General features: G+C 57.7%; 21 protein-coding genes and 1 tRNA gene. 9 read left to right on the top strand and 13 right to left on the bottom strand.

Annotated features, from left to right (window positions below):
• Positions 1-33: 33 nt before the first annotated feature.
• From B5E60_RS02930 to B5E60_RS02910, 5 genes are all read right to left on the bottom strand, one after another.
• Entirely contained in the window at positions 34-1,218 is a 1,185-nt protein-coding gene (locus B5E60_RS02930) for a DUF1735 and LamG domain-containing protein (protein WP_087309397.1), read from the bottom strand.
• Between the two features lie 5 nt (positions 1,219-1,223).
• Positions 1,224-2,351 carry a glycoside hydrolase family 18 gene (locus B5E60_RS02925; protein ID WP_087309396.1) on the bottom strand — a complete coding sequence of 376 codons (1,128 nt, stop codon included), beginning with the start codon at positions 2,349-2,351 and terminating at the stop codon, positions 1,224-1,226.
• A 19-nt stretch (positions 2,352-2,370) separates the two neighbouring features.
• Complete coding sequence (locus B5E60_RS02920; protein ID WP_087309395.1) at positions 2,371-3,969, bottom strand: RagB/SusD family nutrient uptake outer membrane protein; 1,599 nt, start codon at positions 3,967-3,969, stop codon at positions 2,371-2,373.
• Between the two features lie 12 nt (positions 3,970-3,981).
• Positions 3,982-7,359 carry a TonB-dependent receptor gene (locus B5E60_RS02915; protein ID WP_087309394.1) on the bottom strand — a complete coding sequence of 1,126 codons (3,378 nt, stop codon included), beginning with the start codon at positions 7,357-7,359 and terminating at the stop codon, positions 3,982-3,984.
• 165 nt (positions 7,360-7,524) lie between these two features.
• Positions 7,525-8,469 (bottom strand): FecR family protein, encoded by a 945-nt coding sequence (locus B5E60_RS02910; protein WP_143260638.1) that lies wholly within the window; start codon positions 8,467-8,469, stop codon positions 7,525-7,527.
• 179 nt (positions 8,470-8,648) lie between these two features.
• On the opposite strand from B5E60_RS02910, the gene B5E60_RS02905 reads away from it, so the two are divergent.
• The gene (locus B5E60_RS02905) at positions 8,649-9,215 is read left to right on the top strand and encodes an RNA polymerase sigma-70 factor (RefSeq protein WP_087309392.1); all 567 of its coding nucleotides are present in this window, start codon (positions 8,649-8,651) and stop codon (positions 9,213-9,215) included.
• A 274-nt stretch (positions 9,216-9,489) separates the two neighbouring features.
• Here the strand turns inward: B5E60_RS02905 and B5E60_RS02900 are convergent.
• Positions 9,490-9,576, bottom strand: a tRNA-Leu gene (locus B5E60_RS02900).
• Between the two features lie 144 nt (positions 9,577-9,720).
• Positions 9,721-11,550 (bottom strand): excinuclease ABC subunit UvrC, encoded by a 1,830-nt coding sequence (gene uvrC, locus B5E60_RS02895; protein ID WP_087309391.1) that lies wholly within the window; start codon positions 11,548-11,550, stop codon positions 9,721-9,723.
• A gap of 121 nt (positions 11,551-11,671) precedes the next feature.
• Between uvrC and B5E60_RS02890 the strand changes: the two genes are divergently transcribed.
• Together B5E60_RS02890 and B5E60_RS02885 are read left to right on the top strand one after the other, a co-directional pair.
• Entirely contained in the window at positions 11,672-12,625 is a 954-nt protein-coding gene (locus B5E60_RS02890; RefSeq protein WP_143260636.1) for a hypothetical protein, read from the top strand.
• 13 nt (positions 12,626-12,638) lie between these two features.
• Positions 12,639-14,012, top strand: coding sequence for a DUF5723 family protein (locus B5E60_RS02885; RefSeq protein WP_087309389.1), 1,374 nt, complete (start codon positions 12,639-12,641; stop codon positions 14,010-14,012).
• A gap of 40 nt (positions 14,013-14,052) precedes the next feature.
• On the opposite strand, the gene B5E60_RS02880 is transcribed toward B5E60_RS02885, so the two are convergent.
• Together B5E60_RS02880 and B5E60_RS02875 are read right to left on the bottom strand one after the other, a co-directional pair.
• Positions 14,053-14,847 carry a patatin-like phospholipase family protein gene (locus B5E60_RS02880; protein WP_087309388.1) on the bottom strand — a complete coding sequence of 265 codons (795 nt, stop codon included), beginning with the start codon at positions 14,845-14,847 and terminating at the stop codon, positions 14,053-14,055.
• A 97-nt stretch (positions 14,848-14,944) separates the two neighbouring features.
• Positions 14,945-15,481: a 5-formyltetrahydrofolate cyclo-ligase gene (locus tag B5E60_RS02875; protein ID WP_087309387.1), complete on the bottom strand. Its 537-nt coding sequence runs from the start codon at positions 15,479-15,481 to the stop codon at positions 14,945-14,947.
• A 270-nt stretch (positions 15,482-15,751) separates the two neighbouring features.
• Here B5E60_RS02875 and B5E60_RS02870 point away from each other — a divergent pair, with 270 nt between their 5' ends.
• From B5E60_RS02870 to B5E60_RS02860, 3 genes are read left to right on the top strand one after another with little or no spacing between them, the layout of a single operon-like run.
• Positions 15,752-16,447, top strand: coding sequence for a succinate dehydrogenase cytochrome b subunit (locus B5E60_RS02870; RefSeq protein WP_087309386.1), 696 nt, complete (start codon positions 15,752-15,754; stop codon positions 16,445-16,447).
• A 39-nt stretch (positions 16,448-16,486) separates the two neighbouring features.
• Positions 16,487-18,433 carry a fumarate reductase/succinate dehydrogenase flavoprotein subunit gene (locus B5E60_RS02865; RefSeq protein WP_087309385.1) on the top strand — a complete coding sequence of 649 codons (1,947 nt, stop codon included), beginning with the start codon at positions 16,487-16,489 and terminating at the stop codon, positions 18,431-18,433.
• Positions 18,434-18,469: 36 nt separating this feature from the next.
• Positions 18,470-19,213, top strand: a complete 744-nt coding sequence (locus B5E60_RS02860) for a succinate dehydrogenase/fumarate reductase iron-sulfur subunit (RefSeq protein ID WP_087309384.1) — start codon at positions 18,470-18,472, stop codon at positions 19,211-19,213.
• A gap of 169 nt (positions 19,214-19,382) precedes the next feature.
• Here B5E60_RS02860 and B5E60_RS02855 read toward each other — a convergent pair whose 3' ends face one another.
• Genes B5E60_RS02855 through B5E60_RS02840 form a run of 4 tightly spaced genes read right to left on the bottom strand, consistent with a single transcriptional unit; the run spans position 19,383 to position 21,864 of the window.
• The gene (locus B5E60_RS02855) at positions 19,383-19,889 is read right to left on the bottom strand and encodes a DUF4252 domain-containing protein (RefSeq protein WP_087309383.1); all 507 of its coding nucleotides are present in this window, start codon (positions 19,887-19,889) and stop codon (positions 19,383-19,385) included.
• Between the two features lie 12 nt (positions 19,890-19,901).
• On the bottom strand, positions 19,902-20,906 hold the full coding sequence (locus B5E60_RS02850) for a hypothetical protein (RefSeq protein WP_143260635.1): 1,005 nt from the start codon (positions 20,904-20,906) through the stop codon (positions 19,902-19,904).
• Positions 20,907-20,927: 21 nt separating this feature from the next.
• A complete protein-coding gene (locus B5E60_RS02845) occupies positions 20,928-21,371 on the bottom strand; it encodes a hypothetical protein (RefSeq protein ID WP_087309381.1) in 444 nt (147 codons plus the stop codon).
• On the bottom strand, positions 21,346-21,864 hold the full coding sequence (locus B5E60_RS02840; protein WP_087309380.1) for an RNA polymerase sigma factor: 519 nt from the start codon (positions 21,862-21,864) through the stop codon (positions 21,346-21,348). Before B5E60_RS02840 ends, B5E60_RS02845 begins: the two co-directional genes overlap by 26 nt.
• Positions 21,865-22,075: 211 nt before the next feature.
• Between B5E60_RS02840 and B5E60_RS02835 the strand changes: the two genes are divergently transcribed.
• Genes B5E60_RS02835 through B5E60_RS02825 form a run of 3 tightly spaced genes read left to right on the top strand, consistent with a single transcriptional unit; the run spans position 22,076 to position 23,136 of the window.
• Positions 22,076-22,555, top strand: coding sequence for a PspC domain-containing protein (locus B5E60_RS02835; protein WP_087309379.1), 480 nt, complete (start codon positions 22,076-22,078; stop codon positions 22,553-22,555).
• 23 nt (positions 22,556-22,578) lie between these two features.
• Positions 22,579-22,791: a PspC domain-containing protein gene (locus tag B5E60_RS02830; RefSeq protein WP_087309510.1), complete on the top strand. Its 213-nt coding sequence runs from the start codon at positions 22,579-22,581 to the stop codon at positions 22,789-22,791.
• A 3-nt stretch (positions 22,792-22,794) separates the two neighbouring features.
• Positions 22,795-23,136, top strand: coding sequence for a PadR family transcriptional regulator (locus B5E60_RS02825; protein ID WP_087309378.1), 342 nt, complete (start codon positions 22,795-22,797; stop codon positions 23,134-23,136).

Raw genomic sequence — 23,136 nt, 5'->3', positions numbered from 1 at the left:
TCGTTTTCATAATCTTGTTCGGTGATTGATTGACTATTTGCTTTCGGGCAGCGATACCGACACCCACGTCACTTCCGAAGCCGCCACGGCATCGTTTCCGTTGCCCGAACGGTCGTGGATGGTGTTGCCCTCTCCCTCGTCGAATTTCCAGTAGGCATAGAGTTTGCCTTTGACCTCCTCGCTTTCGGGATCGATCGTATATCGGTTGTCGATAAGCTCCTGAGCCGTACGCTGCACGTTCCAGACGCGCAACTCGGCGATCTCACCCTCCAGCCAGCGCTGGTCGTTGAAGGACTTGCCTATGTAGCAGGGGCGGGTAATCGCAGTCGAGAGGTCGATTGTACCGCGCGCAGAGACCTTTGAATAGGAGATCTGTTTGCCGTCATGATAGATGATGCGCTCGCCGGTCGTGCCATCCCATACAACGGCTACGTGCACCCACTGTTTGGTGGGCAGGCCGAGCGCGGGATCGCCCGACGAGGGGAACTTGTACTTATTGTAGACCAGCTGCACCTGGTTTTCGGGGAATCCCGAGTCGCCAATACGTATCAGGAACTGCTCTTCGACACCGAACAGCGTACTGATTTTCTCGCTCTTGTTGCCTACGGCTCCGAAATCGGATACGCGAATCAGAGCCTCGACAGTGATGACGGGGATTTGACTCACATCGGTGACCCATTTCACCTCGAAACTGTTCCGGGAGATATTGGCTACCACATCGATCAAAGCTCCGCCCTTGAATACATAAAACATCGTACGGGCGCTCTCCAGCACCTCGATGCCTTCGGCCGAAGCAATCGTCACAGGCAGCACATAGACCTTTTCGCGATCAAGCTGGTCCGTATCGAAAAATTCGACAGTCACGGGCGTGCCAGCCACGCTGCCCGCCGTGATTTCGGTAGCGAGTGGCTCGATCCGGTAATGCGCTTCGCTGAGCGCAATAGCCTCCGGTTCGTAGTAAGCCTTGCGATAATAGTCCACCAGGGAGAAGTCAACAGCGAATGTTACGCGAATGTCGTGCGTCTCCGGAGTCGCGATACTCGTGAAGATTTGGCGCGTATACTGTTTGATCCCGCTCTTGATCCGCATCTCATCCGAGAAGTCGGTCGAAGAAATATAGAGTTTGTTATCGAAATGGTGTTCGCTCGGATCTTCGTTCTTGCAGCCGGTAAAAGTCGCTGCGACGAAAACTGCAATGAGGAGTAATATGCGTTTCATGATTCTTATCGGTTTTTAGGTGCAGGGTTCATGATCGAGATCGCCTCCCGGATATTCCGGTATACCATCGAGATATTGAAATAATCGTTCTGGGCATCGGCAATGAATAACCCGGCTTTCGTGCCGTCGGATGCAGCAAGCGTCCACTGTGCCGCGGCCTTGACGGCACGCAGACGCGACTTTCCGTCCTCGTCCAAACCGAGGAAATATCCGGTCTCATCCGTAGGATCGGTCGCCGAAACCGTCGAAACTTGGATGACGAAACGGTCGGCAGGCACTTCGGCTACCGAGGCTTGGACGAGTACCAGCGACAGCTCGCTCACAGACTGGACGTCGATAGCCGGAAGGATGATGTAGTCGCACTGCGCAAGGATGCTCTTGTCGGCCAGATACTGCGGCTTGCCGCAGAAAGAGAGCGACTTGCCGGCGTGCGTTCCATACCAGGCGCCGACCGTTCCGAAGAATGCCGCCTGACGGGCTATGTAGCGCGCCTGCACGTCGTCCGCCATGCCGGAATAGTTCTTGCCGGTACATGCGACAATGACGCCGTCGAATCCGTAGCGGTCGCAATAGGAGAGTTGCAGGGCAGTCTGCTCACGGCAGAAATCGAGAAAACGCTGCTCCTGAACTACTGCCGGGTCAGGCTGGGGTTCTTCGCCTTCATCACCATCGCTTTCATCGGGTGTTTCGGGTGTCTCGGACTCCTCGGGTTGGTTATTCTCCTCCTCTTCGAGGATTTGTGCCCAACGAGCCTCCAGCGCATCGTAATCGATCGTATAGAGGACGCGCGTACCCTTTTCACGTACCAGCGACATTTCCGCCACGAGCGTAGGATGTACGTCGGCCGGATTTTTCAATACGATATAGTCCACACTGTCAGGCAATGTCTTGATGTGTTCGCTCCGCTGGCTGGGAGCCGTCGACGGATTGTCGACGGATACGAAAACAATCTTGTGGTCGCGAGCCTTGTAATCGCGCAGCGCCTGCATGTACTGCGCATAGAGTTCGGGATTCTGCTCCTCCAGCATTGGACGGTGAATATCAAGACTCTCGGTCTCAGTCCATTCGTCGCACGCCACGAATGCAAAAAGCATTACGACCGGAAAGAAAAATTTGATGATATTCGATTTCATGATGTTTTAAGGTTTACGATTATCGGATTGACGGGTTGCAGTCCCACCACAGACGGGTTGCCATATTGTCAGCGCCTTTGAGCAGCTCCGAGACGGCATAAAGGACGTTTTCGTTGTTGGTGGTATATTCGTCGCTCGGATAGGGCATACGACGCGCCCCCAATTGCGAATCAACGACACCGAGACTCTTGTTGCCGTCGTCCGTAGCGGGAATCAGGTGCGGATACCCCGTGCGGCGGTAATCTGCCCACGCCTCGTTGCCGAGTCCCCAGTTGGCGATCCATTTCTGAATGATGATACGCTCCTGTTTTTCGTCGACGGAAGCCGCGTCATTCCAAGCTACGGTGACGGACGAAAGTGTCTCTGCATAGGAGTTCGTGCCTGCCGGATCAACATAGACTTGAGGTACGCGCTCGGAATCGGCCAAATAGTCATCGACGCCCGATACGCCCCACTGCTCAAATGACAATCGGACACCTTCGTTATATAGTTCCTCGGCAGTTGAAGAACCCATATCGAATCCGAAGACAGCTTTTGCTTCTGCTTTGAGGAAAGCCACTTCGGCGGCATTCATCCATACGATGGGAGATGCGATACCGACGTTGACTCCGGAATATTTGAATCCGACGCTCGTCGGCGGGATAACAATACCGCGGCGAATCCCGACATAGGGCTGTCCCTCCCACTCCGACGCAATGAAGTATTTCGCGCATCGCGGATCTGCATAACCGGCCATGTAGGCGGTGATATCGGCCGCCACATGCGTATCGCCACCCGTAGTGCTGCCATCATTGTTGTAGTTGACAGCCACCCAGATCGGGTTGCCGTCCGCACCGAACGAGGTCAGCTGCGCATTGTCGGCATTCGAAAGGATAACACCCACTTCGCTCTTCACAGCCTCTTCGGCCATACGACGCGCTTTGTCGGGATCAGCGTAGACAATGCGCATGGCCAGACGCAGCTTGAGCGAGTTGGCCAGTCGGCACCACCGCTCGGGATTGCCGCCGTAGATGTAATCGGCCTTGGGCGAAATGGCCTCGTTGCGGTGCGCGGTCAGCACCTCGATCGCATGGTCGAGCTCTTCGAAAAAGGCATCGTAGATCTCCTTCTGCGAATCGTAGGGCACCTGAATCTGACCGTTTTCACCGATCTTCGAGTAGGGAATCGGACCATAGGTATCCGTCACGCGGTGCATGGCCATGACCTTTATCACGTCGGCGATGGCCAGCACGATCGGGTCGTCGGTCACCTCCTTCAGCTGGCGCAGGTTCGAATAGAGCGTCGGAATGATCTCCTTGCTGCGCAAGAAGACGTTGGTCCAATCGTCCGTCGGGTTGTAGTTGGCGATGGTGTTCGCCCAGCTTTGCTTGGTAGGAGCGTAGTAGCCTCCGACCGTACCGCCCAGCAGCACGTCGGTGAATTGCGCCGTGTTGACGTCGGTCGAAACGACCGTGCCGGCCAGCGACGTGAGAGTCGAACCGAGAATATAGCCGTCGGTCTGCATGTCCTCCTCCGAAGGCTCGTAAGGATGGGTGTTGATGTCGAGGTAGTTTTCCGTGCAAGCAGTTCCTGCGAGCACGATTATCGCTACGGCAATTTTCAATATGTTGGTTTTCATGGTCGTCGCTGATTAGAATTTGAGTCGGAGGTTGAAGCCGAAGCTACGCATCGAGGGCATCATGAAGTAGTCGATACCCTGATAGTAGTTTCCGGTGGTCGCGATTGATTCAGGATCGAACGGTGCCTTGTTGTAGATCATCCACAGGTTGCGCCCCACGAGCGAGAGGGTGATTTCGCAGACGTCGCCCAGCTTCTTTTTCGGGATGGTGTAGCCGATCGAGGCCTCCTGCAGACGGACGTTCGTGGCCGAATAGGTGTAGTACTGCGGCACGGAGTTGCCGCCACCAACTGCCGTATACCACTTGTTGGCATTGACCAGATCGTCGCCGTTGATCATCACGCCGCCCCGGTCACGGGCTGCAGCCGTAGCCTCGGATACGCCGTAGTAGTCCAGCATGGCCTGCGTACGCGAAAATACCACGCCGCCCAGACGGGCCGACACCATGAATCCGAAGTCGAAGTTGCCCCAGCGGAAGTCGTTGCGCCATGCCATATTCGCGTCGGGCAGCACGCTGCCGAGTTTGATGTAGCTGTTCACGTCGGCGATCGGTTCGGTAGCGATCTCGCCCTTTTCGCTGGTGTAAATATCGCCGTTGCTGTCGCGTTTCAGATCGACGCGCGAATAGAAATCGCCCAGCGTACCGCCCTTGCGCAGGATGAAGCGGGCATCGCCCAGACCACCCATGTCAAGTTGGTCGACCGAAAAGTGTTCGCCGGTTTCGGGGTTGACCACATCGTTGGCCAGCGAGAGGATCTTGTTGCGGTTGACCGAGAGCGTGTAGTTGGTATCCCACGAGAACTTGCCCCACGTATTGTTATAGCCCAAAGCCAGCTCGACACCGCGGTTGCGCACGTCGCCTGACTGAATGGTCAGCGACGAGGATCCCGAACCGGTCGAAATCGTAGGTTCGAATGTCTGGTCCGACGTTTTCGTATCGTAGTAGGAAACGTCGAGGTTGAAGTGACGCAGGAAGCGCATCGTAAGACCAATCTCGAACGACTTCGTTCGCTCGGGTTTGAGGTTGTAGACCGGGAAGCGAGTCTGCGAGCTCCAGTTCAGACCGCTTTTGCTCCAGGTGAACTGCGGATTGGCCAGGTAGCGCTCGAAAGCAACACCGACCGAAGCGTACGAGCCGCGGATCTTGACGTACGACAGATTCTCGGGCATGTTCGGGATGATCTGCGACAACACCACCGACAGACCCACCGACGGATAGAAGAACGAGGTCTTGGTCGAGTGGGGGCCCGCCAGCTGCGAAGGCCAGTCGTTGCGGCCGGTCAAGGTCAGAAAGTAGGTGTTTTTATACCCGATTTCGGCCGAAGCGAAGACCGATTGCGTCTGTTCACGCCAGCCGTCCTGTAACCGTTCGGTCTTGGAGGTGTTGCTCAGGTTCTGTATATTGAAGACGTTGGCCAGCATGGGCTTTTCGTCGGTGACTTCGCCGTCGGGAATCGGGCCGCGGTTCTTCATGGCATCGTAGCGCATATCCGAAATCGAAGCACCGACGTTGGCCTGCAGCGACCAGTCGTCGCCGAAAGACTTGTTGATGTTCACCAACACATCGCCGTAGACCTGACGGTCTTCGGTCTTTGTAATGCCGTAAAGGCCGTTCTTCGAACCTTCGGTCAGCTGCGTGATGGTCGAGGCATAGAACTTCTCGGTATAGGCCGTGCTGCTGTTGTCGATGCGGATGCGGCCGGATACGTTGAGCCAGTCGAGAATGTCGTAGGAGAGCGACGCATTGAGCATGTAACGGTCCTTGCGATTCTCTCGCAGATTGCGGTAGTTGATCCAATAGGGATTCTGCATCGCCAATCCGGCATCGCCCACAGGCCAGTACTGCGTATGCAGACGACGGGCAGCATCGTAGCGCTCGTACATCTCGATATCGGCCCAGTCGTTGCCGCGCGGAAAGAGGTAGGCACCGACCAGCGGGTTATTGTACAAACCCTGATTGGTCATGTTGCGGTCTTTCTGAATGATGTAACTGGCACCGGCGTCCAATTTGAGTCTGTCATTGAGAAACGATGTCGTATTGCGGAACGTGAAGTTGTATCGGTCGTAGGTGTTGTTGGGAATCACGCCGCGCGAATTGATCGTTGCTGCGGAAAAGTAGGTCTGATTTTTCTCCGTGCCAGTCGAGACCGAAACGCTTTCCGTGCCGGTCACGCCGGTCTGGAAATAATCCTTGCGCGGGTCGTAGCCATATTTGTTGGCCGCATTGAGCAGATGCCCCCAACTCTGTACGATCGAACCTTCGCTCAAATAGATGTTGCCCGTTCCATAGCGGTTCTGGAACTCGGGCAGGATGAATGGCGACGACACTTCGGTATTGCTCGATACGGTGATGGACGTATGTCCCGCCTTGCCGCGCTTGGTCGTCACGACGATCGCACCGTTGGCGGCATCCGAACCGTAGAGAGCCGCAGCGGCCGCACCGTTCAGCACCGACATCGACTCGATGTCCTCGGGGTTGATGTCGGCGATGGGATCAGTCGTACCCTGCGAGCCGAACTCCGTGCTGCCGTCGCGCGCGGTCGTATACATGGGTACGCCGTCGATGACGTAGAGCGCATTCGACGACTGGGTAATCGACTTCTGGCCGCGCATGACCACTTTCGAGGCACTGCCCACACCGCCGGCCGAAGCGTTGATCGTCAGACCGGCCACCTTTCCCGAGAGCGAGTTGATGAAGTTGACATCCTTGTTTGCGAGGATCGACTCGGAGTCGACCGACTGCACGTTGTAAGACAGCGCCTTTTCCGAACGCTTGATGCCGAGAGCCGTCACAACAATGGCGTCGACATTGACCGTATCCTCTTTCAGCGTGATATCGATGGAAGTGCGGTTGTTCACGGCTACCTCGACAGGGGTGTAACCGAGATAATTGACGATCAGAATCAGCGGTTCGGCCGATCGGGGCAGCTGCAATTTGTAGCTGCCGTCGACATCGGTGGTCGTACCGATCGTCGTACCTTTTACGATGATGCTCGCGCCGATGACAGGCTGCTGCGAAACATCGGTTACGAATCCCGAAATCGTTGCGGGAGCCTTGTTATCGAACTTTTTCTGTGACAGCAGAATTTGAAGATTGTCGATCTTGTAGGAAATATTTAGATCTTTGAATACGATATCCAGCACCTCGTCAATGCGCTTATCTCGGATATCGACGCTCACCTTCCGGGAGGTGTCCAAGTTCTTATAAAGGAACACATAATGCGACTGATTTTCAATCGCTTTCATCACTTGAGCCACGGTGGCGTCCTGCATTTTAAGCGTGATACCACTATCCTGCGCTCTTACAACGGTAACGCTCAGACTTAAAAGCAGGATGAATGCTAATTCAAACAGTTTTCCTATTTTTTGGGAGAACGCTGTTTTATTCATACTTTTGTGAAAAAATTTGGTAATTAGATTCGTGTGATTAGCTAAAGACATCCGATCTTTTTACCGGGCCTGCGAACTTCCACTTCGCAGGCTTTTTTGTCGGATATCCGGAATTTTACGTTTCTGGATTCATCATAGGCAGTATGGATTAGGTTTACATTCGGATTATTTGATCGTTATCGTATTCTCCGCTTCATCTATCTCGTAATCGAAGTTCAACAAGGAGTGCAGCCACCTGAATGCATTGCCGACCCCAGCATTTATGCGGATCTTGCCGCCGATGCCGGCGGTCGAAGGCAAAGAGCTGCGTTTGATGACTACCCGGACGGCAAATGCCTGTTCCATCTTCTCCATCAGTTCGGCGAACGACAGCCCCGTAATGTCGAGCTGTCCGTTCAACCAGCATGGAGAATCGTAATCGTCGAGCTTGGACGTGTATAAATAGTTTCCGATGAGATCGACCTTTTCATTCGGTCTCATGACGATATTCGCCTGGCTTGGGTCCAGCCGGTTCGAAATCCGCACCGAACCCTCCATCAAGGTTATCGAGAACCGATGGTGCGCTTCGTTCGCATCGACGTTGAATTTTGTACCGAGCACCCGGACATCCGAAGCGAAAGTCTCCACAATAAACGGATGAGACTCATCGTGCGCGACTTCGAACATGGCTTCTCCGATCAATTTCACGCGCCGGACATCCTGTGCAAACATAATCGGATATTCGAGTCGGGACTCGGAGTTCATCCATATACGTGTTCCGTCGGCCAGCGTAAGTTCCATACGTTGTCCCGCAGGTACGTAAATGGAGTGGTGCTTATCGGATAATTCGCCGATCGAATATCTGTTTGCGAAGAATCCGGCCCCTATGGCAATCATGACTGCCGCAGCGATTTGCGTGGCCCAGCGACCGATTGTCCGCCACCTTACGAGCGATCGCCGCTGAGTGGGCTGCATCTTGTCTCCGTAAAGTTTGACCGAGTCGAACAAGAACCGGGCCGTATCCATCTCTTTCTGGTTATTCGGGTCGGCAGAGAGCCACTCCGCAATTTGAGTCTCCTCTTCCGGTGTCGTCATCCCGCTCAGGTATTTATGCAAAATTTCCGTTTCCACTCCGTTTTATTTAATATGTTTATTACATTTTTATTACAAAACACATAAACAGGGAAGTCTTACAGCGAAAAAACGCTTTTCGCATCAAATAAATTTATTTAATAATTTACAAAATTTATTTAAAAATTCAAATGCAATGCATGTGTCCAAAAAAAACTATCTTTGCATAAAATTTCGATTTGCAGCGCAACGGCTCTATATTCAATCCCGAGGATTTCGGAAAATTCTTTTCCGAAAACAACACACGTCTCATCGACATCGCGTTCTCCTACGTGCGGGATATGGATGCGGCGCAGGATATCGTTATGGACTGTTTTGTCCGCATTTGGCAGCGAAGAGGGGAGTTGGCGGACGAAACCAATATGCGCGGGTATGCCTACATGTGCGTACGTAACCGTTGCTTCTTATACTTGCGGCAGTTAAACAGCCACCGGCAACTTTCGCCCACCGACATACAACTCGTACAGTCTTCGATCAAGTCGTTGTCTTCGAACGATCTGTTCGACAAACTGCTCGGCAATGAGATTCTGGATATTTTCAGGACGGAACTGGACAAAATGCCGGCGCGTACACGCGAAATATTTCTCGCAAGCCGCATCGAACATCTGACCTATGCAGAGATTGCTGAGCGGTACGATATTTCAGTGCGGAGGGTCACATCGGAGATACAGTCCGCCCTGCAAATTCTGCGACACGCCCTAAAAGACTATCTGCCCCTGTGTCTGTTGTTTTTCTTCGGACAATAGCCATTCGTCCAACAAGCGGCATCATTTACCGCCTCGCTTTTTCTGTCTTTTCCTACTGTGCCGTTGTTCCTGTTGCCGCTCTTCGCAGGCTTGCATGTCGAATAGTACCAGAATCGACCGGCCAGGATTCAAACTGCTGCAGAATATTACTTGTTAGCTCGATAATATAACCTTTCACAACACATGTGTGTGGGGAGGGGTAAAAAAATGTGGGGAAAATCCGAAAGATAAAAATCGCTTAATCCGTATGTATCAACAGATTAAGCGATTTTCCTGGTACCCGGAGCCGGGGTCGAACCGGCACGACATTGCTGTCATTGGTGTTTGAGACCAACGCGTCTACCGATTCCGCCATCCGGGCTGATTACCGCTTCCTGCGGCGAATCGGGTGGACAAAGATAGAAAAAATTCCTCGCTTCCAAGAATTTTCCGCCAATTATTTTCCCGCAGGCCCGTTTTCACAGCCGCTGCCGATGGAACGCCGCCGAAAGGCCGACATCGGGGATCACTTCCCGTTCTCGAAATAGTCCCGCACACGCCGGGCCCGCGCCGGACCGATCAGTGCCGACAACTCCTCGGGATTGGCCGCACGGACCTTCTCCACCGTGCGGAAGTGGCGCAGCAGCGTCTCGATGGTCTTCGCCCCCACCCCCTCGATCTGCTCCAGTTCGCTGTGGATAAAGGCCTTGCTCCGCTTCTGGCGGTGGAACGTGATGGCGAAGCGGTGCACCTCGTCCTGGATACTCGTCAGAAAGTGAAACAGCGGCGAGGTGGGACGCAGCCCGACCAGCAGCGGCGGATAACCGCAATAGAGTTCCGCCGTACGGTGCCGGTCATCCTTGGCCAGGCCGGCGATCGGGATGTCGAGCTGCAGGGCCTCCAGCACCTCGTGAATCACCCCCATCTGCCCCTTGCCGCCATCGGCGATGATCAGGTCGGGCATCTCGCCCCCTTCGACCTGCAGCCGGCTGTACCGCCGGTAGACCACCTCGCGCATCGAGGCGTAGTCGTCCGGACCCTCCACCGTCTTGATGTTGAAGTGGCGGTACTCCTTGCGCGAGGGCTTTCCGTCGCGGAAGACCACACACGACGCCACGGGATGCGAACCCTGAAGATTCGAGTTGTCGAAGCACTCGATGTGACGCGGCGGACGATCGAGCCGCAGCTCCTTCTGCAGGGCATTCATCAGTCGTTCGGTATGCCGTTCCGGATTGCGGATCTCGAGGTTCTTGAGCTGCTCGGCGCGGTAGATGCGGGCGCTCTTGCGCGAAAATTCCAGCAGGTCGAGCTTTTCTCCGCGTTTCGGCACGGTGAAGGTCACCCCGTCGAACAGCAGCGTCGTCGAGGGCAGAAACGGCACGATCACCTCCCGGGCCAACTCCCCGCCGGCCACATTCTCAACCATGTACTGAATGCCGAGTGTCAGCATGTCGCGTTCGTCGCCCTCGACGCCCGTCGAGAGCTTGACGGTCTGCACGCCCACCACCGAACCGTGGCGGATCCGCACGAAGTTGCACCACGCCACATCGTCGTCCGGCAGCAGCGAGAAGACATCCACGTCGACAATCCGCGCACTGACGATCACCGACTTGCCGGCGTAGTGATCCAGCGCGTCGAGACGCTGCTTGTAGCGCTGCGCCTGTTCGAACTTCAGCTCGCCGGCCGCCCGCGTCATCTCCCCCTCGAGGTACTTGCGCACGGGGCGCAGGTCGCCCTTCAGCACCGAGACCACCATCTCCACCAGACGGTCGTACTCCTCCTCGCTCTGAGTCCCGATGCAGGGTCCCTTGCAGTTGCCGATGTGGTACTGCAGGCAGACCGAATAGCGGCCGCGGGCAATCTGTTCGGGCGAGAGGTTCAGCTTGCAGGTCCGCAGCGGGACCACCTCGCGAATGAACTCCAGCACGCTGTGCTGCATCATCACCGAGCCGTAGGGGCCGAAATACTGCGAACCGTCGCGCACGAGCTGCCGCGTGGACTGCACCCGCGGGAAGGGTTCGCGCCGCACGACAATCCACGGATAGGTCTTGTCGTCCTTCAACAGAATGTTGTAGCGCGGCTGGAGGGTCTTGATGAGCGAATTCTCCAGCAGCAGGGCGTCGGTTTCGCTGCCGACGACGATGTGGCGGATCTCGACGATCTGACGCACCAGCACCCGCACCTTGGCGCTGTGCTCCTTCGAATTGACGAAATACGACGAGACCCGCTTGCGCAGGCTCTTGGCCTTGCCCACATAGATGATCGTCCCCGTGCGGTCCACAAACTGATAGACCCCCGGCGACAGCGGGAGCAGGGCTACCTGCTCCTTCAGCGAGTTTTTGACCGTTTCGCTCATACCGACTGCAAATGTAACAAATATCCCACGAAAATGAAACCAGACAAAAACGGCCGACACATTGTTCATTTTATCCGATTTATTTATCTTTGCGACTCGATCATCCATCAACTCGATAAATATGAGGAAACTCTTACTCTTGTGCGGGGTCTTTGCGACAGCTTGCATCGACAACGACTACGACCTCGCAAACATCAACACCGACAACATCGCCATCGGTGACGAAACCTCGCGTTTCGAAGCTCCGCTGGCCAAAGTGTACGTCTCCCTGGCAGACATCAACAGCAACGACCAGGTGCGTATCGACCAGATCTTCAACGAAGCCGACACGTGGCTTCCGACCCAACTGCCCGATACGGATGAAAACGGAGCCTATGCGGACGTCCAGCGTCTGCTCAACGACCTGACCTACGTCAACGACCGCCTGCTCCCGGATCTGCTCGACGAAATGGGCACCAACCCCGAGAAACTCGACGCCGTAGCCACGCTGCTGCAGCAGAACTACTATGACGATTTTGCCGGAGTCCTTCCGGGCGTCTCCCAGACGGAGTTCAAGGAGGCCTTCGTCGAGGCCTTCACCTCGAATGCCGTCCTGCGCGACGCACTGAGCCAGGAGGTCAAAAGCCTGGCCGGCGACTATCTGACAAACCTCGATGTCAACATGGACGACCTCTCCTACGAAATCGGGCACATCGACCTGAGCGACGAGGTGGTGAACATGCTCTGCGACAACCTCGATCCGGCCGAAACCCCCGATCCGAAGAATACGCTCCACCTGGCCGGCGAGATCGACAACCGCCTGCCCCTGACGCTGGAGATCGCCCCCAGTTTCCTCAACACGCAGGTTTCGTTCTCGACGACGGTGCTGGCCAACTCACCCGAGAACGCACTGCCCGAGACGCGGCTTCTGGCCAACGACCTGCGGACGATCGTCCAGAATGCCCGGGTCGATATTCCCATCGTCATCCGAAAATACTACCCCGGCAAAGGCTTCGACAACACCTCGGAGCAGCAGACCCAGATGCAGATCAACCTGTATCTGATCAAACGCGGCGCCCTGAAGTTCGACCTCTAAACAGCATCCCGTCATGAAAAAAACATACCTTCTTCTGGCATCGCTGCTCCTCACCACGGCGCTTGCCGCCCAGAACCCCACGGCCTATTTCATGGAGGGTTCGACCTTCCGTTCGCAGTTCAACCCGGCCTTCGCCCCCTTACGCGGCTACATCAACCTACCCGTCATCGGCGGCATGAATGTCAACATGTCCGGCAACATCGCCCTGGACAACATCCTCTACCCCCGCAACGGAAAACTCGTCACGCTGCTCGACAACTCCGTATCGTCGGCCGAGGCTCTCGGAACCCTCCGCAAGAACAACCTCATGGGCCTCGACACGCGGATCAACCTCTTCGGAATCGGCAAGTTCACCCGCAACCACAAGAACTTCTGGTCGTTCGACATGTCGCTGCGCATCAACGAGGACATGAACCTGCCCAAATCGCTCTTCGAATTCCTCAAACAGGGACGTGAAGGCAGCATCTCCAACTTCGGGCTGGCCACCGAAGCCTATCTCGAAGCCGCCGTCAACTATTCGTTCCCGCTGCTGAACGACAAGCTCTACATCGGCGTCCGCGGCAAGTTACTGGCCGGAGCCGCCCGGGCCCAGGTCAACTACGACCAGTTCGACATCTCGCTCCAGCAGGACCGCTGGGCCGTAACCACGCGCGGCACGGTCAACGTCACGGCCGACGGCACCACCGTCACGCCGAATCCCGAAACCGGCACCTTCGAAATGAGCGACCTCAACTTCAAACCCCGCAAACCGGCCGGCTACGGCTTTGCCGTCGATCTGGGCGCCACGTACGACATCCTGCCCGGACTGCAAGCCTCGCTGGCGGTCATCGACCTGGGATTCATCAAATGGAACAAGAACAGCACGGTCTCGGGCGTCTCGACCCAGCAGGCCGAGTTCGTCGGCGTCACGGTTCCCGATGACGGGACGGATCAGGCCCCGGATTTCGATCTCGAAATGCAGGAATTCAACCAGGTGGAGAGCTCTGCAAACTCGAAGATGCTCCGGGCATCGATCAACGCCGGCGTCGAATACGAACTCTGGAACCACTGGGTTGGCTTCGGACTCTTCTACTCGATGCGCTTCTGGGAGTACAAAACGATGCACAACCTCACCGGATCGGTCAACTTCCATCCGGTGCGCTGGTTTACCCTCACGGGCAGCTACTCGGTACTCAACAACCGGGGCGGAGCCGTTGGACTGGGTCTGAACCTCTGCCCGGGGTGGATCAACTTCTTCTTGGCTACCGACCTGCTCATCACCAAGCACACGCCGCAATGGGTTCCCGTGCGCCAGAGCTCGGCCAACCTGACCCTCGGCATCGGCATTCCGCTCGGCAAGCGCAGCCACCGCATCGCCGCCTACGTCTGCGAAGGCGACCGCAAATAGGTTGCGAGCCTCCCCTTATCCGACAGATCCGGCCCTGCGCCTATTCCCCTTCACCGATCCGGGCCAGCACCTCGCGAATCATCTTCCGTCCGGCGGCGACCAGCTCCTTCGCCCGGTAGAATTCAAACATACCGTAACTGTCGGCCGGCATCTGGGCCAGCACGTCGGGCCGGTAAAGCCGGCACATCAGCTGCGTGATGTGCTGCTGCATGATCTGCGACGAGGCAATCAGCACCTTATAATAATTGAACGAAGCATTGGCCCGGTGAATCGGATCGGCCCCGAACGGGGCGCTTACGTCCACGGCCACGAGCAGATCGCCCTCCTCGCGCCGGACCCGGTTCAGCGGAAGCGGGTTGACCGTTCCGCCGTCGACCAGCACCATGCCGTCGCGGTGGACCGGACGAAAGACCGACGGAATGGAGATCGAAGCCCGGATGGCGTCGTAAAGACCGCCGCGGTCGAGCACCACCTCGCGGCCCGTGAGCAGATCGGCCGCCACGGCCGCAAACGGAACCGGCATCTGCTCGATCTGCACGTCGGGGACCAGCTCCTGCATGGCATGAATCACCCGCTCGCCCTTGACCAGTCCCTCGGCACTGAGCGTAAAATCGACCAGTCCGAAGACCCGGTACTTGTCCAACGAACACATCCACTTCTTGAAGGCGTCGAGGTGTCCCGCAGCATACATGCCGCCGACCAAGGCCCCCATCGAGGTCCCGGCCACCGCCGCAATCTCATATCCCTGACTCTCCAGCTCTTCGATGGCGCCGATATGCGCCACACCCCTCGCACCACCTCCGGCAAGCGCCAGGGCCACACGTCTCTTTTTCATGGTTTTCGTATCATTCGCGGCCGGGAAAAACCCGTTCCCGGCGAAATTAATTGCACACACTCCGGCAAAGTGTTCTTACTCCCTTCCGCCTCTCGCCTCAACGATCCGTCACAACCCGGTCCATGCGGATGTCGTGCGGCTCGGCAGGCAGGGCGTCGACCAGCTGGTGGGCAAAGCAGATGCCGATCTTTACGGCCCGGAACCCCGCCAGCGACAGATACTGGTCGTAATAGCCTCGTCCGCGTCCACAACGGAGCCCCCCGGCCGTAAAGGCCACACCGGGGACGAGCAGCAGGTCGATCTCCTCGGGAGGGCACACGATGGCCGACGGCCCCGGTTCGAGAATGCCGAAGGCGCCGGGAAAGAGCGTCTGCGGATCGTACTCGAAAAAACGCATCGTCGTCCCCTCGACCCGCGGCACCACCAGCCGCTTGACGCCGCACCACCGGCTGAGGGCCTCCCGCATGTCGGGCTCGTCACGCATCGAACAGAAGAGCCCCACGGTCTGCGCCCGCGCAAATTCGGGCAGCGACTCCATGCGTTCGACAATCCGTGCCGATGCCGCGGCCCGCTCGGCAGCGTCCAATCCCCTGTTCAGTGCGCGCATCGCCCTGCGCAGTTCATTTTTAGTCATAAAACCCTCCTTGTGTCGATAAAATTCCTGCCCGTTTCTATTGTTATTCCGCAAACAATGGCTATCTTTGCGGCGAACAATCCCGCGCCGAGACTCCTCGCCCGGAACTTCGCTCCGAACTCCGGATTCCGAACGTTCTGGCGTCATCTTTGCCGGGAAACCCGGGCCGAAACCCGACCCGAACCCATAAACGACACCACTGTCAGAAAAGCGGCCACACAACACGACGGGACACAAATCTTTAACAAAAATAACAAATTTCAAAACATTATGAGCTGTTTTCTATCTAATTCCTCGCTTGGCAAGAAGTTAGTAATGAGCGTGACGGGGTGCTTCCTCGTGCTCTTCATCCTCTTCCACATGTCGATGAACGTCACGGCAATCATCTCGCCGGAGGCTTACAATGCGGTCTGCGAGTTCCTCGGTGCCAACTGGTACGCCCTGGCCGGAACCGTCGTCCTGGCCCTCGGCGTGCTGATCCACTTCATCTACGCCATCATCCTCACCCTGCGCAACTACAAGGCCCGCGGCAAGCAGCGCTACGCCGTCACCGTGAAGGAGCCGGGCGTCGACTGGGCTTCGAAGAACATGCTCGTACTGGGTGTCATCATCCTGGTCGGCCTGCTGCTCCACCTGTTCAACTTCTGGTCGAAGATGCAGCTCGTCGAGATCATGGGGCAGCACACCAACTCGCTGGGTTACAGCCCTACGGACGGCGCCGCGCTGATCCGCTACACCTTCTCGCAGTGGTACTACGTGGTGATCTACCTCGTATGGTTCGTCGCCCTGTGGTTCCACCTCACCCACGGCGTATGGTCGATGTTCCAGAGCGTGGGCTGGGCCAACGACACGTGGTATCCCCGTCTGAAGTGCATCGCCAACATCGTTGCGACGATCGTCTTCCTGGGCTTCGCCATCGTGGTACTCGTCTACTTCCTCTGCCCCTGCATGTCGGGCGCCTGCTGATCAATCCTGCTATTGTAGAACAATAAACATACAAACGATATGGCTTTAAAATTAGATGCTAAAATCCCTGCCGGACCGCTCGCCGAAAAATGGAGCAACCACAAGGCAGCTATCAAGGTCGTAAGCCCCGCCAACAAGCGCAAACTCGACATCATCGTCGTCGGAACCGGTCTGGGCGGTGCCTCCGCAGCCGCTTCGCTCGGCGAACTCGGCTACAACGTCAAGGTGTTCTGCATTCAGGATTCGCCCCGCCGCGCCCACTCGATTGCCGCTCAGGGCGGTATCAACGCGGCCAAGAACTACCAGAACGACAACGACTCGGTATACCGTCTCTTCTACGATACGATCAAGGGCGGCGACTACCGCGCCCGTGAGGCCAACGTCTACCGTCTGGCCGAGGTCTCGAACCTGATCATCGACCAGTGTGTCGCCCAGGGTGTCCCCTTTGCCCGCGAATACGGCGGTCTGCTGGCCAACCGTTCGTTCGGCGGCGCCCAGGTTTCGCGTACCTTCTACGCCCGCGGCCAGACCGGTCAGCAGCTCCTGCTGGGTGCCTACGCCGCCCTGAACAAGGAGATCGCCGCCGGCTCGGTGAAGAGCTACCCGCGTCACGAGATGCTCGACATCGTCATCGAGGACGGTGAGGCCCGCGGTATCATCGCCCGCAACCTCATAACGGGTGAGATCGAGCGCCACGGAGCACACGCCGTCGTACTCGCAACGGGCGGCTACGGAAACGTCTTCTTCCTCTCGACCAACGCCATGGCCTCGAACGGTTCGGCCGCCTTCCAGTGCTACCGCAAGGGCGCCGGCTTCGCAAACCCCTGCTTCACGCAGATCCACCCGACGTGTATCCCCGTTCACGGCGACCAGCAGTCGAAACTGACGCTGATGTCCGAGTCGCTGCGCAACGACGGTCGTATCTGGGTTCCGAAGAAACTCGAGGATGTCAAGGCCCTGCGCGCCGGCAAGAAGAAGCCGTCGGATATCGCCGAAGAGGATCGCGACTACTATCTGGAGCGCCGCTACCCGGCCTTCGGTAACCTCGTGCCGCGTGACGTGGCCTCGCGTGCCGCCAAGGAGCGCTGCGATGCCGGTTACGGTGTGAACGAGACCGGTCTGGCCGTCTTCCTTGACTTCAAGACCGCCATCGAGCGTCTGGGCAAGGACCGCATCAAGCAGCGTTACGGCAACCTCTTCGACATGTACGAGGAGATCACCGACGTGAACCCCTACGAGCAGCCGATGCAGATCTTCCCCGCCGTACACTATACGATGGGCGGTATCTGGGTCGACTACAACCTGATGACCACGATCCCGGGTCTGTACGCCATCGGCGAGGCCAACTTCTCGGATCACGGCGCCAACCGTCTGGGTGCATCGGCCCTGATGCAGGGTCTGGCCGACGGTTACTTCGTGCTGCCCTACACCATCGGCGACTACCTCTCGCACAAGATCCAGGCCCCGAAGGTCAACACCAACACCAAGGCCTTTGACGAGGCCGAGAAGGGCGTGCGTGAAAAGATCGCCAAACTGCTCTCGATCAACGGGAAACAGTCGGTGGACGACATCCACAAGCGTCTCGGCCACATCATGTGGGAGAACGTCGGCATGGCCCGTACGAAGGAGTCGCTCGAGAAGGCCATCACCGAGATTCAGGCCCTGCGCAAGGAGTTCTGGAAGGATGTCCGCGTCGTAGGTCGCGAGAACGACTTCAACGTCGAGTTGGAGAAGGCGCTGCGTCTGGCCGACTTCCTCGAACTGGGCGAACTGATGGCCCGCGACGCCCTGCAGCGTGAGGAGTCCTGCGGCGGTCACTTCCGCGTCGAGCACCAGACCGAAGAGGGCGAAGCCAAGCGTGATGACGAACACTTCACTTTTGCCGCCGTCTGGGAGTACAAGGGCATGGACCAGGTTCCGGAGATGACCAAGGAGCCGCTGAACTTCGAGTTCGTACACCCCGCACAGCGCAACTACAAGGACTAAGCTCATTTTGACGTTGAACTTTAAGATCGAAAAACAATGAATTTTACTTTAAAGATATGGCGTCAAAAGGACGCTAAATCCAAAGGAGCGTTCGAAACCTACAAGGTGTCCAACATCTCGGAAGACACCTCGTTCCTCGAGATGCTCGACATCCTGAACAACGACCTCGTACACCAGGGCAAGGAGCCCGTGGCTTTCGACCACGACTGCCGCGAGGGTATCTGCGGCATGTGCTCGCTGCACATCGACGGCCAGGCTCACGGCCCCAGCCAGGGCGCCACGACCTGCCAGATCTACATGCGCAAGTTCAAGGACGGAGCCACGATCACCGTCGAGCCGTGGCGTTCGGCCGCCTTCCCCGTGATCAAGGACCTGGTGGTCAATCGCTCGGCCTATGACCAGATTCTGCAGGCCGGAGGTTTCATCTCCGTACGCACGAACTCGGTGCCCGACGCCAACGCCATCCTGATCCCGAAGGAGGATGCCGACGAGGCAATGGATGCCGCCGCCTGCATCGGTTGCGGAGCCTGCGCCGCCACCTGCAAGAACGGTTCGGCCATGCTGTTCGTCGCAGCCCGCGTCTCGTCGCTGGCCAAGCTGCCGCAGGGTCGTGTTGAGGCTGCCCGCCGTGCCAAGGCGATGGTCGCCAAGATGGACGAGCTGGGATTCGGCAACTGCACCAACACCGGTGCCTGCCAGGCCGAGTGCCCGAAGCAGATCTCCATTACGCATATCGCCCGCCTGAACCGCGAGTTCCTCTCGGCCAAGTTCAAGGACTAAGGAGCGCGATCTGCGTCTCACGAAAAATCCCCGGACTCTACGTTCCGGGGATTTTTTATATACCACAAGCGGCGGGCGATCTGCGTAAACGCAACTCGTATAGACAATTTTTCTCCCAACTATCCTTTAAAAAGGAGGTGTCGGCACCGCTGACCGCCCCCGCGCGCGGCTATCGGCCCTCCGGAGAGTCGGACGGGCGTTTCGGGCGGATGGTCGACAGACGCGAAACCTGCTTCAGATCGAAGCGGCCGTAGATATTCACCGCCACCGTCTCGCGCGGCCCTGAGGTCAGCATCACCAACTCCGAATAGCCGGGCGGCACGGCACTCCGCAGGTAAAAACGGGTCACCTGCCCGTCGCGGCTCTCCGACATGACCGGCTGAAAACGGTAGCTTGCATGGTTGACCAGGGCCTCGGCATCCGCAACAAACTGACCACCGTCGCCCCCGTCCAGCGCCACGATGCAGATGGATTCGATACCTTTGAGCAGCTGAGCCAGCTTCTCGTCACCCCGTTCGGCGGCCTGACGGCTCATCATGCGCATCATTTTGCGCTCCAGCTGTACGCTGGAAAATCCCGGGCTCTTCGCGTAACGATCGAAGAAGCGCCACGATACGTTCTGTGCCCCGCACAGAAGGGGCAGAACGATCAACAGCAACAACAGAATCCGTTTCATGACACCCGCTCCTTACATGTCTATGCAAAAACCGATCGACAGCGGACAGAGCTCCGGACCGACATGCGACTCAAAGAGCGGAGTCACGCTGTAGCGCACGTAAACACCGACGGTGTGATAGGCAATGGCCGCCCCTACGCCGAAACGGAAGGTATTCACCCCCGCCAGCGAATTTTTCACCTTGGGGCGCTTGTAGATGGCATTGGCTCCCATCGTAAAGTCGAAGTAACCGGTCAGGGCCACCGACAGATTCCGCGCGGCGCGGCACGAAAAGGTCAGCGGAATCCCCAGCGACGTGACGCGGAGTTTCGATTTGTCGGCCGGCTCGTCGAGCGCAACGGGGACGACCGTTCCGGCCTCGTTTCCGAGCGTGACCGAAGTGTCCGACAGGCGGTAGTTGTCGATCGTATAGCGCAGACCGGTCGAGAAGCGGAAGAGCCGCCGGCGCCCCATCTCGACGTTCAATCCGATGAGGGTCGAGGAGAGGTGGAACGATTTGCCGCTGCGCAGATCGAAGAAGCCCGCCTTGCCCGCAGGGTAGGCGCCGTAGCCGAGGCCCGTCGGGATGATGAAGCCGTACTCCGAGCCGGAGAGCAGCGTCGGAGAGACCCGTGACCGCGGTTTATCGGGATCGGCAGGACGCAGCCACTCGTCCGAGGAGCCCGAAAGCGTGATGCCGAAGCCGGCCACCTCGAGCACCACCTCCCCCTCGTCGGACGAAGACCGCAACACGGCAAGCTGCGTTTCGACCGGATCGAAGCGTGCAAGGCTGTCGCGACGGTCGACCGACAGCGAATCAGCCGTCGCCGTCATCCGTACGACCGTTTGGCAGTCATCCGATCGCCAGGCGGCAACTGCGGAATCGGTCGCCGGACGTTTCGTCCTGTCCGACGCCATCATCTGTCGGGCAACCGGACGCCGGGTCGAATCGTCGAATGTCCGGCCCGCAACCGGGCCGATCGAAGCCACGGTCCATACGAGAACCGCAGCCGGAAGGAGCTTATATCGCATATTCATATCCAGGTTTGATTACGGGTTTCACTTCTGATCGTCCATCCACACGTCGAGCAGCCGGTCCGGGGCATCGAGTGCCGCGAAGGCGTCGAAATAGGCCGTCGTCTGCAGGGCCTCCTCCCGGTCGTAGACCGGCCGGCCGTCGATGTAGCAGTAGGGTTTGCGCAGCACGCCCGCCCCGAGGATGACACCCAGCGCCACCACAGCGGCAGCCGCGATCGTCCAGCGGACCGCCATCCGACGCCTGCGTGACCCTCCCGGTGCCGGAAGGCGCGACGCCGCCGACTCGGGCATTCGCTCCGCGGCCAATGCCTCGAAGCCCTCGAACAGCAGCGAAAGATCGCGCTGCGATGCGGCACTCCCCTCCTCACGGAGCCATTCGCGCAGTTCGCGCTCCTCGGCCTCCGAGGTCCGGGCCTCGGTCCAGCGACCGGCCAGTTGCTCAATGCGTGTTTGTCGTTCGTTCATCGTTCATCAGTTTTTGCAGAATTCCACGAAGGGCCGCCCGCCCCCGCGAGAGAATCACCCGCACCTGCGCCTCGTCGCAGCCGATCACCTCGGCAATCTCACACGTCGGGAAACCCTCGATCTCCTTCAGGTGGATCACCTCGCGCTGCCGCTCGGGCAGCGAGGCCATGGCCCGCCGCACCACCTCGCGAGCCTCCCAACGCTGCGCGACGGACTCCGTCACCCACTCCGAAGAGGCCTTCACCTGCGCCAACCGCCGTACGTCGGCCTGACGCCGGCGCAACAGATCACAGCAGCGGTTGCGAACGGCCGTCATCACGAAAGCCCCGACGTGCTGCGGCAGCTCCATCCGCTCGCGGTCGCGCCACATCCGCTCCAGCAGATCGTGGACCACATCCTCCGCCTCGGCCGACGAGAGCACCAGACTCTGCGCATAGCGGAACATACGGTCGCGGAGCGGCATGACCAAACGGATGAATTCGGATTCCTTCATGATACCTGTTAGACGAACTCGACGGGCAAAACGCAACATCGGAAGTCCAAATATCGCTATTTTTCCATCAAAACAGGACCCGAACAACCCCTTAAGCAGAAAAATTCAAAAAAACAAGTACTTTGTATTGCACAATACTAAAATATGTTTTATATTTGCAATACCAAAATAGTAAAACCTGCAAAATCATCCGGCAAAAGCCGTATCGATCATGAAAGAGACCATCCACGTAAACATCGGCTCCATGGCCTTCACCCTCGACGAGGATGCTTACCGAGTTTTGGACCGTTACTTCGCCGACATCCGCAGCCGGCTGCCCGAAGAGGACACCGAAACGATGGCCGACATCGAGAGCCGTGTGGCGGAAATCTTCCGCGAACGGGTCTCATCGCCCATGCGCGTCATCTCGCTCGAGGTGGTTCGCGCCACGATGGCCCAGATGGGTTCACCGGCCGACTTCGGCGAGCCACGCACCCCGACCGGCGACACCGGCAAAGCTGCCGTGAGACACCTCTACCGCTCGCGCAGCAACCGTTCGATTGCCGGCATCTGCGGCGGCCTGGCCGACTTTTTCGATGCCGATGCGACGATGATCCGGCTGTTGACACTGCTGCTGGTTCTCTTCGGCGGACTCTCGATCTGGGCCTACATCATCCTCTGGATCGTCATTCCCGAAGAGCCGCTCCGCTAATTACCCGAAAAACCGAAAACATGATGACCGCAAATCAAAAACGCCACCTGTACCGATCCCGCAACGAACGCATCATCGCCGGCATTTGCGGAGGCCTGGCCGACTACTTCGGCCTGAAGGTCTTCAACGTCCGCCTGGCCCTGTTGCTGCTGATCCTCTTCGCGGGACTCTCGCTCTGGGTCTACATCATCCTCTGGCTGATCGTGCCCCTGGAGCCCAACCGTCAAACGCTCTGAACCATGGCTGAAGACAACGTCAAGGCGCAAATGCGCAAGGGAATCCTGGAGTACTGCATCCTCGCCATCCTCTCCCGCGGGGATTCGTATGCTCCGAAGATCATCGCCGAACTCAAACAGGCCGAGATGATCGTCGTCGAGGGTACGCTCTACCCGATCCTCACCCGGCAGAAAAATGCCGGACTGCTCACCTATCGCTGGGAAGAGTCGCCGCAGGGCCCTCCCCGCAAATACTATTCGCTCACACCCAAGGGCGAGGAGTATCTCCGCACGCTCGACCAGGCGTGGAACGAACTCGTCGAACAGATCCGACGGATCCGCCACGGTATCGACAACAACGAATAA

The sequence above is a fragment of the Alistipes sp. An116 genome (assembly GCF_002161005.1).
GTDB classification, from domain to species: domain Bacteria; phylum Bacteroidota; class Bacteroidia; order Bacteroidales; family Rikenellaceae; genus Alistipes; species Alistipes megaguti.
Note: the sequence above shows the minus strand (reverse complement) of the source record. Positions and strands in the feature narration are given on the sequence as shown.

Excerpts from the sequence above, each read along its gene's own strand:
- B5E60_RS02825 (WP_087309378.1), top strand. The coding sequence starts at position 22,795 with ATGGCTGAAGACAACGTCAAGGCGCAAATGCGCAAGGGAATCCTGGAG.
- B5E60_RS02845 (WP_087309381.1), bottom strand. The coding sequence starts at position 21,371 with ATGAACGAACGACAAACACGCATTGAGCAACTGGCCGGTCGCTGGACC.
- B5E60_RS02835 (WP_087309379.1), top strand. The coding sequence starts at position 22,076 with ATGAAAGAGACCATCCACGTAAACATCGGCTCCATGGCCTTCACCCTC.
- B5E60_RS02865 (WP_087309385.1), top strand. The coding sequence starts at position 16,487 with ATGGCTTTAAAATTAGATGCTAAAATCCCTGCCGGACCGCTCGCCGAA.
- B5E60_RS02830 (WP_087309510.1), top strand. The coding sequence starts at position 22,579 with ATGACCGCAAATCAAAAACGCCACCTGTACCGATCCCGCAACGAACGC.
- B5E60_RS02915 (WP_087309394.1), bottom strand. The coding sequence starts at position 7,359 with ATGAATAAAACAGCGTTCTCCCAAAAAATAGGAAAACTGTTTGAATTA.
- B5E60_RS02860 (WP_087309384.1), top strand. The coding sequence starts at position 18,470 with ATGAATTTTACTTTAAAGATATGGCGTCAAAAGGACGCTAAATCCAAA.
- B5E60_RS02880 (WP_087309388.1), bottom strand. The coding sequence starts at position 14,847 with ATGAAAAAGAGACGTGTGGCCCTGGCGCTTGCCGGAGGTGGTGCGAGG.
- B5E60_RS02885 (WP_087309389.1), top strand. The coding sequence starts at position 12,639 with ATGAAAAAAACATACCTTCTTCTGGCATCGCTGCTCCTCACCACGGCG.
- B5E60_RS02840 (WP_087309380.1), bottom strand. The coding sequence starts at position 21,864 with ATGAAGGAATCCGAATTCATCCGTTTGGTCATGCCGCTCCGCGACCGT.
- B5E60_RS02870 (WP_087309386.1), top strand. The coding sequence starts at position 15,752 with ATGAGCTGTTTTCTATCTAATTCCTCGCTTGGCAAGAAGTTAGTAATG.
- uvrC (WP_087309391.1), bottom strand. The coding sequence starts at position 11,550 with ATGAGCGAAACGGTCAAAAACTCGCTGAAGGAGCAGGTAGCCCTGCTC.
- B5E60_RS02920 (WP_087309395.1), bottom strand. The coding sequence starts at position 3,969 with ATGAAAACCAACATATTGAAAATTGCCGTAGCGATAATCGTGCTCGCA.
- B5E60_RS02875 (WP_087309387.1), bottom strand. The coding sequence starts at position 15,481 with ATGACTAAAAATGAACTGCGCAGGGCGATGCGCGCACTGAACAGGGGA.
- B5E60_RS02925 (WP_087309396.1), bottom strand. The coding sequence starts at position 2,351 with ATGAAATCGAATATCATCAAATTTTTCTTTCCGGTCGTAATGCTTTTT.
- B5E60_RS02890 (WP_143260636.1), top strand. The coding sequence starts at position 11,672 with ATGAGGAAACTCTTACTCTTGTGCGGGGTCTTTGCGACAGCTTGCATC.
- B5E60_RS02930 (WP_087309397.1), bottom strand. The coding sequence starts at position 1,218 with ATGAAACGCATATTACTCCTCATTGCAGTTTTCGTCGCAGCGACTTTT.
- B5E60_RS02850 (WP_143260635.1), bottom strand. The coding sequence starts at position 20,906 with ATGAATATGCGATATAAGCTCCTTCCGGCTGCGGTTCTCGTATGGACC.
- B5E60_RS02855 (WP_087309383.1), bottom strand. The coding sequence starts at position 19,889 with ATGAAACGGATTCTGTTGTTGCTGTTGATCGTTCTGCCCCTTCTGTGC.